At 32.8% G+C, this 17,751-nt stretch carries 10 protein-coding genes; 3 read left to right on the forward strand and 7 right to left on the reverse strand.

Going from position 1 to position 17,751, the window contains the following annotated elements; translation table 11 throughout:
* Window positions 1-136 precede the first annotated feature (136 nt).
* From C1Y58_RS20780 to C1Y58_RS20790, 3 genes are all read right to left on the reverse strand, one after another.
* Entirely contained in the window at window positions 137-1,915 is a 1,779-nt protein-coding gene (locus C1Y58_RS20780) for a sensor histidine kinase (protein ID WP_105618407.1), read from the reverse strand.
* Window positions 1,915-3,315: a response regulator transcription factor gene (locus C1Y58_RS20785; protein ID WP_105618409.1), complete on the reverse strand. Its 1,401-nt coding sequence runs from the start codon at window positions 3,313-3,315 to the stop codon at window positions 1,915-1,917. Before C1Y58_RS20785 ends, C1Y58_RS20780 begins: the two co-directional genes overlap by 1 nt.
* A gap of 400 nt (window positions 3,316-3,715) precedes the next feature.
* Window positions 3,716-4,831, reverse strand: a complete 1,116-nt coding sequence (locus C1Y58_RS20790) for an aminopeptidase (RefSeq protein ID WP_105618411.1) — start codon at window positions 4,829-4,831, stop codon at window positions 3,716-3,718.
* 276 nt (window positions 4,832-5,107) lie between these two features.
* Here C1Y58_RS20790 and asnS point away from each other — a divergent pair, with 276 nt between their 5' ends.
* Window positions 5,108-6,502: an asparagine--tRNA ligase gene (gene asnS, locus C1Y58_RS20795; protein ID WP_105618412.1), complete on the forward strand. Its 1,395-nt coding sequence runs from the start codon at window positions 5,108-5,110 to the stop codon at window positions 6,500-6,502.
* Between the two features lie 49 nt (window positions 6,503-6,551).
* Here the strand turns inward: asnS and C1Y58_RS20800 are convergent, their stop codons facing one another.
* The 3 genes from C1Y58_RS20800 to C1Y58_RS20810 all read right to left on the reverse strand — a co-directional run bounded on the left by C1Y58_RS20800 (window position 6,552) and on the right by C1Y58_RS20810 (window position 11,260).
* A complete protein-coding gene (locus tag C1Y58_RS20800; RefSeq protein WP_105618414.1) occupies window positions 6,552-7,817 on the reverse strand; it encodes a TolC family protein in 1,266 nt (421 codons plus the stop codon).
* Between the two features lie 11 nt (window positions 7,818-7,828).
* Complete coding sequence (locus C1Y58_RS20805; RefSeq protein ID WP_105618416.1) at window positions 7,829-9,016, reverse strand: TolC family protein; 1,188 nt, start codon at window positions 9,014-9,016, stop codon at window positions 7,829-7,831.
* A gap of 267 nt (window positions 9,017-9,283) precedes the next feature.
* The gene (locus C1Y58_RS20810; RefSeq protein ID WP_105618418.1) at window positions 9,284-11,260 is read right to left on the reverse strand and encodes an S-layer homology domain-containing protein; all 1,977 of its coding nucleotides are present in this window, start codon (window positions 11,258-11,260) and stop codon (window positions 9,284-9,286) included.
* Window positions 11,261-11,762: 502 nt separating this feature from the next.
* Between C1Y58_RS20810 and C1Y58_RS20815 the strand changes: the two genes are divergently transcribed.
* Window positions 11,763-14,615, forward strand: coding sequence for an Ig-like domain-containing protein (locus C1Y58_RS20815; RefSeq protein ID WP_105618420.1), 2,853 nt, complete (start codon window positions 11,763-11,765; stop codon window positions 14,613-14,615).
* A gap of 388 nt (window positions 14,616-15,003) precedes the next feature.
* Entirely contained in the window at window positions 15,004-15,672 is a 669-nt protein-coding gene (locus C1Y58_RS20820) for a metallophosphoesterase family protein (protein ID WP_105618422.1), read from the forward strand.
* A gap of 85 nt (window positions 15,673-15,757) precedes the next feature.
* Here C1Y58_RS20820 and C1Y58_RS20825 read toward each other — a convergent pair whose 3' ends face one another.
* The gene (locus tag C1Y58_RS20825) at window positions 15,758-17,722 is read right to left on the reverse strand and encodes a BMP family ABC transporter substrate-binding protein (RefSeq protein WP_105618424.1); all 1,965 of its coding nucleotides are present in this window, start codon (window positions 17,720-17,722) and stop codon (window positions 15,758-15,760) included.
* Window positions 17,723-17,751 lie beyond the last annotated feature (29 nt).

Raw genomic sequence — 17,751 nt, forward strand, 5'->3', positions numbered from 1 at the left:
TATGATTTCCATATTTATCTTTATGACTTGATCCATACTATAAGGATATGATAAATTTGGTAATTACAATATGATTATCTTTAGGTGTCATAGTAATATTTTTAGATCCATAAAAAAATCCCCATAAACCAATGGTTTACGGGGACACGTTTCTTTTTATCTTCAATATAACCTTTGTATAATAACCTTCCCTACTCTTGACTTGAACGCCATAACCTTCACCATACTGTATCCGTAAGCGATTATTGACGTTATCCAAACCAATTTTCTTCATGCTTTCCATATCTGTCTTATAATCTTCTTTAATCAAACGGTCATTAATCTCGTGAATTCTATCTTGGCTAATACCTATACCTGTATCAATAATCTCTAAACAATAACAATCCTCATAGGCAAAAATTCTGATTAATAGATATCCTTTATTACGCCTTTTAACAAAACCGTGTTTAAAAGCATTCTCTACTACGGGTTGTAAAATCATCTTAGGTAATTGTATACTCTGAGCTTCACCTTCAATGCGTATAAGCATTTTATATTTATTTGGAAACCTCAAGTCCATAATAGAAAAATAGTTTCTGATACAATCTAATTCCTCTTCTAAGGAAACAATATTATTACCTTTAATGGAATAGCGAAAGATCTGTGACATGGCTACAGATATCTTTTCTACTTCCGGGATATTATATATAGCCCCAAGACTTCTAATAAACTCTAGATTATTGTATAAAAAATGAGGATTAATTTGACTTTGATAATAGGATAATTCAGCTTCAGCCCGACCAAGTTCCATCTCATAGAGTCTTGATTGGGTACTGATAATCTCCTTATTAGATCCGTGAATCTTTCCTAACATAATATTCATGTGGTTGACGATACTACTGATTTCATTATTCACATCAACTTCAATTCTTTGATGTTCAGTATAGTCATCTATGTTCTCTAACTGATAGATAATATGGTCGATTGGTTTGGAAATGCTTCTTTTTATACCAATAAAAAAACCCATAGCAACACTAACTAATATGATTGATATCCCTAAAAATGCTAATAGCATGATAATAATATCTGAAAAAATCTTAATCCTTGGTATATAAATCACATATTTCCAATCTGTATTATCGATAAAGCTAATTTGTACAAAATAATGGTCACCACTTATAGTCTCAAAGAAACTAACCGTTTCACCATTTTTAATCCCTTCATCTACATTTTGTGATGCAAGAATCTCATTATGAGAATTATAAACTAATTGATCTTTTTCATAAATACTAAAGATAACGCCATCGTCATTTAAGATACGTGTAACGGTATCCTTAATAATTTTAAAATCATGTATCATTACATAATAACTTTCAATATGATTGCTTTCTTTATTACTAACAGGATAGATATACGCATAATAGTCTGTCTTCGATTTTTCATCATAATAAATCTTTGTATAAAAGGGGTCTTTATATCGTGTATCATTTAAAGAGTAATCCTTTACTATATGTAAATATCTTTCTTTTTCATCATATGTAATATAGATTTTCTCTTCTGATGAGATATTATAAATATAGCTATAGAGGAAATCAGGCACTACATCCCTTGATATATTATAGATAATACTAATCATTTCTGCATTGGTTTCTTCTTTTAAATAAATCTTAACAAAATCTGTATCTTCAAAGTATCTAACAGTCTGTTCTGCTAATTCTTGATTCATCTTAACACTCTGCTCAATGCTACTTTTAATAGCCATATTAACATCTTTCACAGAGTTAATTACATTACTATAGATATTCCCGTTTAGCCAAAACAACAATATTAAAACGATAATAGCGGAATTAGCCATCAAAGTAATAAAGAGTAAAAGTACTTGATTACCTATCTTTAAATCACCAATCTTATTTTTTTTCTTAATACCAATAACCATCACCGACCTTTACGATATTGTAAGGGTGTTATTCCATAACTCTTTTTAAAGATTTTAGAGAAATAACAATAATCACTGTAGCCCACTTGATTAGCTATATCCGTTATACTGTGTTCTGTTTCCAATAATAAGCCACAAGCCTTTGTCATTCGAAAATCCTTCAAATATTCTGTAAAGGTTTTATCCAAATGTTTTTTGAATAAACTAGAAATATAACTCTGATTATAAAAGAATTCATTAGCCAAATCACTGAGATAGATATTTTCATGATAATGTTCATGAATGTAATCCAGTATTTCTTGAATATTCTCATCTTTATCAATACCATCTTTAATCCCTTGAACCTCTTTAATCCCTTGAACCATATCTTTTAAAAATTCAATGAGCTCTCTAACATCTTTAAAGTTTTTATAGATTTCATCGTAAGAAGTATAGTTGTGTAATACGTGGTCCACATAATAATAATTACACCACGCAGCTGTTGAATTATAAAGCAGGGTGAACTCCTCTATGGTGTAGTTTTCCTTATTAAGTGCCAATGTTTCAATGATTTCATAATACCGGGCTGCATTACCAGTTATTAAGTTCTGTATAATAGCTTCCCCCTTACTTACATTTTTTTCAAAGACATAAGCTTTGGGTCCAGCTATAAAATTATTATAGAAAGAACAATCCGCTTCATAATAAAGTCTTACAATACCCTCTTTCTCTCTAGTGTAACTACTGACTCCAACTTTCAAATTAAATGTATCTTCACATAGCTGTTTGCTTAAATCATTATCGCTATTCATAAACACCAAAAATTTCTGCTGACCTAATGGAAGAGTTATATAAAGAACCTGCTCACTCTTAAAATGCTTATTCATGTACTGTTGACTAAGCTCACCCTCTATAATAACGACTTGAAACCCTGAATACTTTGGTTCCAATCCCCGTTCACTAAATGCATCTGAAAAATTCCGTATATCCTTATTGAGGATTTTTTCGATAGTCAACCACAAGGACTCACCATGGGTATCTTCCTTTAATTGAATAGACTTCACAAGGTTTTGTATGGTGTCATTTAAGATAGTTCTATCTACAGGCTTCAAAATATAATCAAAGACACCATACTGCAAAGCACTTCTTGCATACTCAAACTCACCATATCCGCTAATAATAACAAACTCAGACTTAACACCCTTCATCCTAGCTTCCTTGATCAAATCTAAACCATTCATCTCATCCATGTTGATATCCACTAAAACAATATCAACCTCATGATTCGCCATATAATTAAGAGCCTCCATAGGACTAGTCGTATCAAAGACCACCTTACAACCTAGCTCCCCCCACTGACAACTAGCAATAATCCCTTTGACCGTCCATATCTCATCGTCAACAACCATGACTTTATACATATAACCACACCTTCATCTTTGCTTCGTTCCTATCTAAACTTTCGTTCTTTTCACTTCACTTATTATTTATTAATCTTGTCATCGATTTTAGGAAGTTTACGTATACTAGTAAACCTACTTCTTAACTCTAGCCTTTTAAATTTACCTATTATGTATTCACTCATCGAATCAATACCGAAAGCGTCTCATGGGTTCTATGGAGCAGCGAACCATGGACGGTGAGCCTGGCTGTCTAAGACATGGATGTCTTTCCAGCCAGCGCAATAGATCCCATGAGATGCTTGATCCTAATGCGATCAACTAAGATTTTCACTTAAATTTATTCTATTATACCACTGACCGTAAGCAACCACAAAAAAATCCGCCTGGAAGGCGGATTTTAAAAGTATATTTTTACACTTTATTTTAAGTTTTCAGGATTCAAGCACTCTAATTCAGGAACAACAAACTGTCCATCTTTTCTAATGAGTACATCATCAAAATAAATTTCTCCACCACCATATTGAGGAGTTTGGATACAAACAAGATCCCAGTGAATATTAGAATAGTTACCATTATCACATTCACCGTAAGCACGACCTGGTGTGAAGTGGAATGAACCCATGATCTTTTCATCGAATAACGTATCTCTCATTGGATCAAGGATATAAGGGTTAACACCAATAGCAAATTCACCGATATAACGTGCACCTTCATCAGTATTAAGTACATCATTAATTTTCTCAGTTTCATTAGCTGTTGCTTTAACAATCTTACCGTTTTCAAATTCAAAACGAATATTTTCATAAGTAGTACCTTGATAAAGAGCTGGAGCTGTATAAGATAATACACCATTAATAGAATCTCTAACAGGTGCTGTAAATACTTCACCATCAGGAATATTAACTTCACCATCACACTTAATAGCTGGTAACCCTTTGATAGAGAATGATAAGTCAGTCCCTTCACCAACGATTCTTACTTTATCCGTTTTTTCCATAAGCTCTACTAAGTTATCCATAGCTTTTGACATCTTAGCATAATCTAAGTTACATACATTGTAGTAGAATTCTTCAAATGCATCTAAACTCATATTAGCCATTTGGGCCATAGAGTTATTAGGATATCTTAAGATAACCCATTTAGTATCAGGTACACGAATCTTACCATGTACTTCTGTTACAAGATGTTTCATATAGAGTTCCATCTTATCAGCTGGTACATCACCCATTTCAGCTGAGTTATGAGAACCTCTTACACCTATATAACAATCCATTTCTTTCATTCTCATGGCTTCAAAACTTGCTTGAAGCTTCATTTGCTCTTCTGAACAATCTAATAAAAGTTCTCTTAAAAGACGGTTATTTGTATGAGAAATAAATGGAACTCCGCCTGCTTCATAAACTTCTTTAATTAATTGCTTGGCTAAAAGATGTGTATCATTACCAATATAATGAATGAGTACTTTTTCGCCTTTCTTTACTTTACATGAATAGTTCACTAAATTTTTAGCTAACGTAACTATACGTGGATCCATATCTTCACCTCTTTAATCATTAACCTGTTTCCGTTTTATATAACGAAGTCAGGTATTAAGTTAGTCGTAAATGGGATAACTACCCAATTATTAAGAGTATATCATAGAAAGACAATAAAAATCCAACATTTAAGAAGAAAAAATAATTTTTACTGCCTTTTCAACTTGCCTTATAAGGTGTATAATGACTCTAGAAAGTAAAACTTATGCATTGAAGGCCTACACGCTAGCGCTTTACAGTGCTGAAGTTCAGTATTATACGAAAGGGGATTAACCATGAAATACACAACTGTAAAAGAGTTGTTTAGAAATCCTGAACAGTTTGCAGACAAAGAAATTACCGTTGCCGCTTGGGTAAGAAGTATCCGTGCCTCAAATGCATTTGGCTTTATCGTAGTCAATGACGGTACATTCTTTAAGACTCTTCAAATCGTGTTTGAAGCAGATCAGCTTGATAACTATAAAGATATCTCAAAAGTTCCTGTTGGTTCAGCTGTTATCGCTACAGGCCAACTTGTTCTAACACCTGGTGCGAAACAACCTTTTGAGCTTAAAGCTACTAAAATTGAAATTGAAGGATTATCTACTTCAGATTATCCACTTCAAAAGAAACGTCACTCTTTTGAATACTTAAGAACTATTGCACACTTAAGACCTCGTACCAATACATTCGCTGCTGTCTTCCGTGTACGTTCTGTAACTGCTTATGCTATCCATAAATTTTTCCAAGATAGAGGATTTGTTTACGTGCATACGCCAATTATTACAGGTAGTGACTGTGAAGGTGCAGGAGAAATGTTCCGTGTAACAACCATGGATTTAGAGAATTTACCCACAACTGATGAAGGAAATGTGGATAACTCACAAGATTTCTTTGGCAAAGAATCTAACCTAACAGTAAGTGGTCAATTAAATGTAGAAACATATGCTATGGCATTCAGAAATGTTTATACATTTGGACCGACTTTTAGAGCTGAAAATTCCAATACACCTCGTCATGCAGCTGAGTTCTGGATGATCGAGCCAGAAATTGCTTTTGCTAATCTTGAAGATGATATGGAATTAGCAGAAGATATGTTAAAATACATCATTACTTATGTCATGGAGCATTGCCCAGAGGAAATGGCATTCTTCAATCAATTTATCGATAAAGGCTTAGTAGATCGCCTTGAAAACATCGTTAATGCTGATTTTGCTCGTGTTACTTATACAGAAGCAATTGATTTATTAAAAAACAGTGGTAATAAATTCGAATACAAAGTTGAATGGGGTGCTGATTTACAGACAGAACATGAGCGCTATTTAACTGAAGAAGTATTCAAAAAGCCAGTATTCGTAACAGACTATCCAAAAGATATCAAAGCCTTCTATATGCGCATGAACGATGACAACAAGACTGTTGCAGCTATGGACTTACTTGTACCAGGTGTTGGTGAGATCATCGGCGGTAGCCAAAGAGAAGAGCGTTTAGACGTTATTGAAGCTCGAATGAAAGAGCTTGGTCTTCATAAAGATGACTACTGGTGGTATTTAGACCTTCGTAAATACGGTGGTACAAAACATGCTGGTTTTGGCTTAGGATTTGAAAGAGCTATCATGTATATGACGGGTATGTCCAATATCCGTGATGTCGTATCCTTCCCAAGAACAGTTCACAACTCAGAATTCTAGTATCAAAAAAGCAACCCTATTTTATCATTTAGGGTTGCTTTTTACTTAATTAACTATTAGGCATCTCCATCTTCCCATAAATAGCTTCAATAAAACTATTATGAGCTTCAATAAAATTAGCAATAGATTGATCATAACTGAATTTAGATAACTCATGGTCATACTGAGCTTCTAACCATTCATAATCACTAATCATACCTTGGTCATATTTCTGCTTAGCAGTTTCATAGTCCTTGACAGCTATATCATAGGTCTTCTGATTAATTTCAAATTGCTTTTTAGCTATTTCATAACCATTATATTCATATCTAAACATAAGGTCTATTTGTTGGATATTATAAGCTGTATTTTTCTTATTGATTTCATTTTCTAACATGAGCATTTCATACTCTTCTTCATTTTCATCATATGCAGTTTTGATTAAATCTTCGATTTCATTATAAACTTCTAACTGTCTATCAAGTGTAGCCAGCATTAGATTATTGTTTTTAGCAACTGTTTCAAAACTGACATACTCAATAACTCCATCTAAATCATACTTCATGTCCTCTTCATTAATATCAAAAACTGGTTGATCCTCTAATGAAAGACCAAGTACCTGAATAAGTTCCATATATTTTTTCTCGAGTTCATTGTTAATACGATTTTCTTTTTCTTTTAGTTGTAAGCCTTCATTCTCTTTTTGATGAACTTCTGTCATTGTGACAGTACCTAATGAAAACTGTTGTTTTAAATTTTCTAGTTCTTCATCTAGAAGTTCTTTCTCGCTTACTACTAAAGTCTGTTCTTGTTGTAGTAAGTAATAGTCGTAACATAATTGATCAAAATCATTCTCAGCTACAATCTTATTTTGATGAAGTTGCTTATCCATACTGTCTAACTGTACCTTCAATAACTCCATTTGACTATAAAGATTAATTTGCTGTCTAACAAGATTTTCATAAATGGTTAAGACTGTACCATAACCATTTGTTAAACCATTCATCTGTAGATCCAAAATATATTCTTCAAATGGATCTTCATCTTCTTCATCAAGCTGCTCTTCTATATTCTGATCAAGCTGTTGTTTCAAGATTATTTTTTGATCATCTAACTCTTGAACACCCTCTTCAAGATCTGCATAGTCATCTAAACCATCTTCATATTGGCTCTTTGTTAGTTCATGTTCTAACTTAATTTCCTCTTCAACCTTGCTCTGTTCTTCGTAAATCTTTTTAAGATCTTCATAACTATATACATTATTTTCATCTGCTAAGGCTGTCAGAGGTAATATAATCATAAAAGTAATCAGAATAATACTTAATATTCTTTTCATATGTCACCTTCTTATTTTATAGATATTCCATCCATCAACAATGCTATCTCATCTGTGGCCTTAGCACAACTTATAAGTGATTGATCATAAGTTAATTCAGCATTAAGTAATTGAAGCTTTGCTCCATCCATATCTAAAGCACTAATTTGACCAACCTCAAAAGCTGTTTCAGCTTCATTATATTGTCTCTGAGCCAGTTCAACAGTATCCTTAGCATAATTATAATCATCTATAGTTTTTTGATAGTTATAATATACATCTAGCACCATTTGATCTAACTCTTTCTCATAATTGTAGAAATCTAATTGAACTTTTTTATAATTATTGAGATTCTCTTGATAATCATCACTGTTTTCTAAAAATACACCTGCTAATATATCAAAGTAAACTTTCTCCGCTTCTAAAGAATAACTTTGTTTTTCATAATCTAAACTATTACTCTTATGGCTACTAAGTAAATCATTATAGGTTATGTTTACAGGACTTATACTCTGAGGTGGTACTATATCAAACTGTGGTTCACCTTCAGGCTCTATGCCTAAATTAATATATACATTACCTTTAAGCATGTCTAAATTATTAATCAATGTATCACTATTTAAGACCATTTGCTCATAGTCGATTAAAGCTTGGTTTAGGTCTGATTCTGTCATATTTTCTAAGGAATAAGATAACTGAGCTACTTCATATTTACTCTTATATAAATCTGATGTAGCGTTTAATACTTCTAATTGCTTATCTAGTTCATATAGTTGCCATAAATCATTCTTAAAGCTATTCTTCTTCTTTGCTGTATCGTTAGCAACATATTTATCTTGATTCTTGATTTCAAACTCTTGTATCATTAGATCCTTTGTACTGGCTGCATATGCCTTTGCAGATGCATAATACTCATCTCTCTTTTCATCAATATTTTTTTGAGACGAGCTATTGTCCTTGGTATCATAAAAGTCATCTTTGTCTCTGGTCATTTGACGTTCTTTATTATCAAGATCATCAGATTCTATTTGATACTTAAGTTCTGTTAATTCATACTCTAGTTCCATTATTTCAATATCATGACTATTTTCTATGTACATATCTAGTAGTTTTTCCATAGAATAGATTTCAACATTTTCAGCGGACATAGGTACAATACTAAGTATAAACATACTTAATAAAAATACCGTGAATAAGCTTTTACGTTTTATTTTCATCATCTCCTTTTACTCCTCTTATCATTAAGCAAAATATCGTTACTTTATGTGCAGTTTAAACTTTTTTATAAGTCTTTCAGTTGATTAGTCTTTAGATTCCTATATATTCAGATAAACTATACATAACTTTACCTATTTTGCCTTACTTTAGATTATATTCTGTTTATTTATTGAATACAATAGCATGCTATGAAACTTCACAAATTATTAATATTTGAACCTAAAAACAAAATCCTATTAACTGATTAGCCAATAGGATTTCTAGTGAATTTAATTTAATACATGGATGACATCAGCTTCATTCTCATCTTTATCATCTAATGTGATAATGACTCTCATACCTTCTTCTAATTCTGTTTTAGACATATAGCTGCCATTTTCATAAATCTTTGTACTACCATTAACTTCTAAAGTCTTTAAATAATACTGACTACTGATATCATCAATCTTTACTTGAACGATTAACTCTTCACCATCTTCGTTCACTTCTTTAATGATTCCTTCAATTGTATCTTGTACGACTTTATCTTTAAGTTCTAGAGCATAGATTTCTTTAGCATCAGAATCTATTTCTACTTCGTAACCTAGCTTTAAATCATAGATATTGATACCTTTGTCGTCATATTCCATGATAGCGTCAAAACTGAAGACAAAATCATGTATTAATCCATCCTCATCCTTGATTTTTATTTTTGGTGATGTAGCAATGACTATTTCTACAACATGTCCTTCATAATTGTCAATATCGGATGTACACTCAATTTCCACAACTCTATCATACTCTGCTTCAATGACAACGTCATTTCCAATGGCGATATCGTTAAAAGTTGGCTTCTTCACATCTTCTTTATCGATATCCGTATCTTGATCTAAGTTATAAGTTCTAATCTCACCATCAATGTCTACTATTTCGATAACGAATTTATCTTCATATAATTCTTTGCTGAGAATCGTACCTTCAACAGTATGTTTTTTATTTAAAGTATCCAATTCATAAACAACACCATTATGGACTTTTGCAGTAGCTATAGCTCCCAAATCCACATCATAAAGATCGATTGTTGCTCCGTTCTCACGGATTTCTGCAGTACCAGATATAATGTATTCTTTCTTCACTTCTTTAATCTCTGTCAAAGTAACATATTGCACTTTTAACGTTACTCTATATCCTTCAGAAGTGTTGATAACATTTTCGATAATACCTGTGACTTCTTCATAGTTAAGGGAAGTATTATTATCTACAGGATTATCAATGACAGGTGGCGTTGTTGTCGTCTGAGTACCAACATATATTTTTTGAATAACGTTGTCTGCTATAAAAATTGTAGCTGTGTCATATTGTTTAACGTATTCACTGAGGGCTCCATTAACTTTTATATTATCCTTATATATTTCTACTGAATCAGCAACCTTATATAGCGTATTATTCGTATCTGCGCCAATGCGGACAGCTTTCATAGTAGCAAAATCATATACTTCTACTACTTTACCGGAAATCTCTTTCAAATTTTCATACTCATTCGTTGGTACTTCAACAGAAGATGCATTCTGATAAGTAAGTACATTATCAATAACAACAGCTAATATTACCCGGGTTACTTCTTCTTCAGGGTTAAAATTATTGCCTGTATCTCCTGATATAATATTTAAGGATTTTAACATTGCTACATATGGCTTGTACATACTATTAATCTTGCCATCATCCGCGAATCCCGTAGTGCTAGTTGACATAAATGCTTGGTTCTCCAAATCAAGTACTCTAACTAAGTATTTAGATAATGCTTCTTTTGTTACATAACCTTTAGCATTGTCAGATTTGATAAAAAGACTTAAGTCCGCTTGGTCCAATATACCTCCTTGTAGTAGATAGGCTATCTTCTCGTCTTGGATATGTTCCCAGTTACCTTTTCCATTGGAATAGGAATCAATTACCCATTTGTTTGCATTGTAAGCATTGTCTATGTAATTCTTTTGCTCCTCTGGTATGGAATAATCAATATCTGGGTTCTTATATCCCACCATAGTCGCTAAAACATCAACTAAATCAAAATATGTTACTTTTTCATAAGGGCTGAAATTCCCACTTGTACTTCCTACGAGTAACCCCTCTTCAGATACACGATCAACAGAATCTTCTGCCCATGTTGGCACGTCAGTATACAACGCTGCATTAGATACTATCTTAACGTTACTAAAGAGAAGTAAAAAAGCTATAAAAAAAGCTATTTGTTTCTTCCATTTCATCATATCGCTTCCTCCTCTTGTTGTTTACACTATTATTATGACAAGGCTCTATAATCATTTTAGTAAAATTTAGGTGATTTTGCAACGTTTTTTGCTCTGAAATATTTCTTTAATATAATTATTATCGTATATTAATGTCATTGTAACCCTAAATAAACAATAATTCGATATAATACAACACATAATAGAAAAATCATATAGTAAATTATTATGTCAATATTGCTAACAAGACTTATCCCATAATTTTCTATATGGAGTAATTGGAACTACAAAGGGGGTACCGCCGTCTAATGTATGGATTGTATACACTAGATATAATCTACCAATTATTCACTATTTACTTTTAGGGGTAGGAAGTAGTAACATAGCAATTGAGGTACGAAATGTTACCGTTCTTCCCCGAACAGGCGCTACATAAATGAGCGTTGGTGACATTGGGTACATTAACTTCGACAAACTAACACTTTAATTGACCCAAACTATGACCAAACAAGGAGGACTACACATGTTTAAAACAAAAAGAGCGTTAGCTCTTGCTTTAGCAGGTACAATGGCTGTTTCTAACTTTGCTGTTGCTTCTGCTAGCGAGTTAACAACTGAAGACAAACTTGATGTATTAATGGATTTAGGCATTATCTTAGGAGATAGTTCTAATGATGATAGTTTAGATCTTAATACAAACATGGAACGTTATCGTTCTGTAGTATTAATGTTAAGACTTACAGAGGAAGATGAAAACGGCTTTAACCAAGCAGAATTAATGGAGCAATATGATTCTGAAGGCGAAGCATCATTTGCAGATGCTGGTCAATTCTCATCTTATGTTGAAACATTAATGGCTTACACTTATAACAATGACTTAGGTATCGATGGTTATGAAGATGGCACATTCAGACCAGTAGATACAATGACTGACAAAGCTTATGCTAAAATCATGTTAGAATCTTTAGGTTATGATTACAATGAAGATTTCACATGGGCTGAAGTTGGCGAAAAAGCTGAAGAAGTTGGTCTTATCGAAGACGCGGATTCAATTGACAACTCAACTGCAGAGTTTGGTGAAATCGTAGATATGACTTATGACACTTTAGCTTCTGAAGTAAAAGGTGAGTCTATCACATTAGGTGAAAAAATTGGTAAAGCTGTTGTTGAAACTGAATTAGAAGTTGCTTCAGTTGATGCATTAAACTTAAAGCAAATCCAAGTTACATTCAATACTGCAGTTGATGAAGATTCAGCAACTGATATTGAAAACTATTCTTTAGATGCTGATGATGCTGACTTAGATGATTCAGATCTTGAATTAGTAGGCGACAACACTGTTGTTATTACTTTAGGTACTGAAGCTAAACAACAAGAGACAGTTACATTAACTGTTGAAAATGTTGTAGCTGAAAATGGTAAGGTTTTAGATGAAACTGAAATCGAATTATCATTCTTAGATCAAACTATTCCAACAGTTGATACTGTTGAAGTTGTTGGTAATGAAACTTTAAAAGTTACATTCTCTGAGCCAATGATGACAGTTCTAGAAGATAACTTTGAAGTTAGAGAAGGTTCTAAGAAGTTATACATCGATGATGTAGTAGCTGTAGATGATACAAACGTTGAATGGTATGTTAACTTATACAATGACTTAAATGAAGGCGAGATTGACGTAACTGTTGATGATGCTGAAGATTTCGCTGGTTTCAATGTTATTAAAGAAACAGTAACTGTTGATGTAACTGTTGACGAAGATGCTCCTGAAGTTGTTGAGTACAAAGATGCTACAACTACAGAAGTTACATTAGTATTTGATGAAGATGTACAAATTAAAGATAGTGATTTAGATAACTTCTACCATACAAACAGCAATAATACTGCTGATAACGTAGCTGTAGAAGGTAATGAAATTACTTTAACTTTCACATCTAACGAGTTACCAGAAGGTACAGCATATGTTTATATCAATGAAGAAGCTATTGCTGACTTATGGGATAATGAAAATGACCAAATCATGATTAAAGTTGATGTTGACGTTGATTATGATGCTCCTGTTATCGAAGAAGTTACAGTTGAGTCTGAAACTCAAATTGTAATTGAATTAGATGAAGCTCTTGACGAAGATTCAGCTGAAGATGAAGACAACTTCATGTTAGTAGATGCTGATGGTGAAGAAGTAGATGAAATTAAAAAAGTCGTTTATGATGATTCTGATGAGTTTACTTTAACTGTAGACTTCAAAGAAGAATTATCTGGTGAATATACTTTATTCATTGAAGATGTAGAAGACTTACACGGTAATGATTTAAATGCAGAAATCGGATTTGAAGTAGAAGATTTAACTGCTCCTAGCTTTGCAGATTTCTCAGCTACATTATATGATGCTGGTGAAGAAGTTCAAATCATTAAAATTAGCTTTGGTGAAGAAATGAATACTGAAGATAAGTACTCTGTTGCAGATGAAGATAACTATGTTATTGATGGTACAGAGTTAACAGAAATTGATGAAGCTCATATCGAAGTTGTAGATAATGGCGAATCTATTGAAATTTTTGTACCAAACGCTGATGAAGATGGTATTGATTTAACTGATGGTATGATCGTTGAACTTGCTCGTGTTGCTGATGCTGCTGGTAACTACACAGCACCATTAGCTGATACACTTACTTTAAGCGCTGCTGGTACAGTAGAAATTGAATCAGCTGATGCAATTGATGCTGAAACTATCGTTATTACATTTGATGATGAGTTAGTTGAAGTAGAACCAGAAGATTTAGAAATCGTAACAACTGATGAAGCAGTTACATTTGAAATGTCTTCAGTAGATGCTGATGAAAATTCAGATGGTAATACAGAGTTAACTATCACTTTAGCAGAAGAATTAGATGATGATGCTACATTTGGTGGATTAGGTCTTAAAGTAAAAGTTATCGGTAATGTATCTGAGAACAAGTATGGTGAAAACATTGATTCTGCTGAAATAGCAATCGTAGATGAAATTACTCCAGAAGTAGCTGTAGATGCTGACGATAATGAAATCGTAACATTTACTCATGCTGATGGATTAACAGTTCTTAAAGATACAGTAACTATCGAGTTCACTGAAGATTTATCAACTGCTAATGCTGATCTTATTGCTACTGATTTAGACATTAGAGTATCTGGTGATGCTATTGACTCCTCTGATGAAGAATTAGTTGGTGGTATTGACTACACTACTTCAGTAAGTGGTAATGTATTAACAATCGAATTTGCACAAGACTTCGTTGCAGAAGACGAAATTGAAATCAACTTAGATTCTACTGTAAACTACTTAGCAGATGTTGCAGGAGCTGAAGTTGAAGCATTAAGTATCGCTATCGAAGTTGAATAATTATTAAATTAATAACCTAATGAATTTAAATAAAGCGTTTTTTTCCTAAAGTTAACCCCAATATAAATAAAGGCAGTCAATAGACTGCCTTTATTTTTTAATTCTTGTTTCTAATTAATGTAATTGCTGGCTTAAGCACTTTGTATAATAAATGACCTTGAATTTATACATTGTGTTCAAAAAAGCAAATATCAGTGAAATTCTCTTATCATTCTACATAAAAATATGCATTAAAGGGTATATAAATCCTTAAAACATGGATATTGTATAAGTATACTGGAATTGTTATAATATCCTTATCTTAAATTAACAATAATCTATACTTACAAATATTATCGTAAACATATAATAATTTCTTTATAAATCTTAAAACTAAGTGAGGATCACTATGAAAATATTAACTGTATCTGATCACGAGTCAAAATACATTTGGGATTACTTTGATAGAGAACGCTTTAAAGATATAGACTTAGTCATTTCATGTGGCGATTTAAAACCTAAATATTTATCCTTCTTGGTGACCATGATTCATGTGCCATTGATTTACGTCCATGGTAATCATGATGACCGATATGAACGTACTCCTCCCGAAGGTTGTATGAGTATTGAAGACCAGTTATATATTCATAATGGTGTTCGTATACTTGGATTAGGTGGATCATATCGTTATAACGATGGTAAAAATCAATATACAGAAGATGCTATGCTAAGACGTGTTAAAAAGCTTCGTAAGCAACTTCGAAAACACAACGGTTTTGATATTTTAGTTACCCACTCCCCTGCCTACGGTTTAGGTGATGGAGAAGATTTGCCACATCGTGGTTTTAATTGCTTTAACGACTTATTAGATCAATACAAACCCAGTTATTATATCCATGGTCATCAACATCTCAATTATAATCGTCAACAAAAGCGTATCACTCAACATAACGAAACAACTATTGTTAATGCCTACGAGTATTATATCTTTAACTATATGCATAATAGGTATGCCTACGATGCCAAAAAAAATCGAAAAGGTTATCTTGCTTCATTAAGAGGAAATGATTTTTATTAAAAAGACATGAAAAGTAATGTTTACTTTTCATGTCTTTCTTATATGGTCATTAGTTTCATTCCTCTAATAATAATTCTATAAAGATCTATGGTCTATTGACTCCTAACATATCAACAATAGGTATATCTAACTCCTCTTCCCCACTAGTTGGGATAAACCCCTCAACATTATCGACTAACCAATTCATACTCAGTATAGCTTCATTATTCAGAATATCATCTTTATTCACTCTCACATGACCCTTTTGGTCTTTGATTGGTCCAGTAAACGGATGGTATTCACCTACGCTGATCATTCGTTTCATAAAGTCAATGAGCTTTTTAGTCTCATCTGGCACCAGAGATTTAGAATACAGGATATCAACCACATCTGCGTTTAAGCCCCACCAGTAATTAATAGCTTTTGTACCACTTCCTAAGGTATTATTTACTGCATTAAAGGTACCATCTAAAATATTTTTCACTATTTTTTCATAGAATTTACCCCAGTGCCAAAGTGGTGTTGCAATATAATTCCTTGTATTACACCCTTCATCTTCGGAATCACAATCATTAATGGAGTAAATACCAAAGGCTTTATCAGCCCCAGATGCCATAACAGATTCTTGTGAAGACACGATATCTACATCAGCATCTATTAATATTTCATCAATGGTTTTTTGAGGGTTATCTGACTCTACCATTTTTGACCAAACTAATTTAACCTTAACTTTAGGATTAACCAATTTTGCACCTAATGCAAATGCATTTATACCACTTATTACCCCGGAAATAGGATAATTAGCTACATAACCGATTACATCAGACTTTGTCATTGAACCGGCAATAATACCTGTTAAAAATCTAGCTTCATAGATACGCCCATAGTAGGTTCTTAAGTGCTTATAAGACACATTCTCTGAGCAATTTAGAAATTTGACATGTGGGTATTCTAGCGCAGCTTTTAATGTAGGGTTAATCATAGTAGGTGTTGTGGTAAATACCACATCATACCCTTCTTTAGCAAGCTTAGCTATCTGGTTATAGGCCTCGTTTCCTTCTGGTACGTTTTCTACATAGGTCGTTTCAATCTGTTCTTGAAAAACCTCTTCTATATGATTCCGCCCTAATTCATGACCAAATGTCCAACCTGATTCTGTTATCGTTTTGGCATATACAAAGGCTACCCTAACCTTTTTCGTTCGTCGATTACCTATATTGGTCAGACTGGATAAAAGGCCTTTTCTTTGTACCACTTCAATAGGTTGAGTCAAAACATCAATTTGCTTCTTATTTGCTAATAAAAGAAGCTCTGGCATCATATTTTTTATACGTCTGCCAATCTCTTCATCTAGAGCACTGTTAGCCTTTTTGTAACCATATATCATTAAGTACTCTAAAAATGCATCACCTGTAGTTATTCTTAAGCCTTCCCCACCATTTTGCTTATATAATCGCCTAAAACGGTTATAGAGTTGCTTAAATTCCATCCTAAGATCGTCATCCCATCGATCGTCCGTACCTACTAATTTAATTAACTCTGTGAAATTACCTTCTTGAGTGAACCAAATAAAATTAATTTTTGTTAGGTCATAGAATTTAAGAAATTCATAATATAAACGATTTTGAATAGACTCGTCATCTCTTTTAGGAATTAATCGTGTAACAACAGCGGGTATAGATACTGCTTCATGAAATTTTAATACAGAAGCTCTTTTATTACCTTCTAATACATAAAATCTATTTAAATACTCATACACTTTGATAGGATCACGGATACCTTCCGTCTCATGTATCTTACATAAGGCATCCCACTTCATAGCAAACTCTGTTTCTTCACCCAATAAAGGCATAAAGTTTTTAGCAAAGGCTGTACTTCTAGAATGTGTTTTGGTCCCAACTATTTTTTTTAATGGTACTTCTGTTAACCCTAAATAAACTTCAGACACAATCTCATCTCTATTAACCATATCATCAAGTGCTGCTAAATAAGGATTTTCTCCATTATACAGACTACTTTGATATGCCTTTTTTGCTGACTTTAGAGCCTTTTTATAATTTTCGCTTGTCATTGGTACACCTCCTATTGTTACCTTCACTT

This window comes from Vallitalea okinawensis (assembly GCF_002964605.1).
GTDB lineage: Bacteria > Bacillota > Clostridia > Lachnospirales > PQDH01 > Vallitalea_A > Vallitalea_A okinawensis.

Excerpts from the sequence above, each read along its gene's own strand:
- C1Y58_RS20785 (WP_105618409.1), bottom strand. The coding sequence starts at position 3,315 with ATGTATAAAGTCATGGTTGTTGACGATGAGATATGGACGGTCAAAGGG.
- C1Y58_RS20820 (WP_105618422.1), top strand. The coding sequence starts at position 15,004 with ATGAAAATATTAACTGTATCTGATCACGAGTCAAAATACATTTGGGAT.
- C1Y58_RS20780 (WP_105618407.1), bottom strand. The coding sequence starts at position 1,915 with ATGGTTATTGGTATTAAGAAAAAAAATAAGATTGGTGATTTAAAGATA.
- C1Y58_RS20800 (WP_105618414.1), bottom strand. The coding sequence starts at position 7,817 with ATGAAAAGAATATTAAGTATTATTCTGATTACTTTTATGATTATATTA.
- C1Y58_RS20790 (WP_105618411.1), bottom strand. The coding sequence starts at position 4,831 with ATGGATCCACGTATAGTTACGTTAGCTAAAAATTTAGTGAACTATTCA.
- C1Y58_RS20805 (WP_105618416.1), bottom strand. The coding sequence starts at position 9,016 with ATGATGAAAATAAAACGTAAAAGCTTATTCACGGTATTTTTATTAAGT.
- asnS (WP_105618412.1), top strand. The coding sequence starts at position 5,108 with ATGAAATACACAACTGTAAAAGAGTTGTTTAGAAATCCTGAACAGTTT.
- C1Y58_RS20825 (WP_105618424.1), bottom strand. The coding sequence starts at position 17,722 with ATGACAAGCGAAAATTATAAAAAGGCTCTAAAGTCAGCAAAAAAGGCA.
- C1Y58_RS20815 (WP_105618420.1), top strand. The coding sequence starts at position 11,763 with ATGTTTAAAACAAAAAGAGCGTTAGCTCTTGCTTTAGCAGGTACAATG.
- C1Y58_RS20810 (WP_105618418.1), bottom strand. The coding sequence starts at position 11,260 with ATGATGAAATGGAAGAAACAAATAGCTTTTTTTATAGCTTTTTTACTT.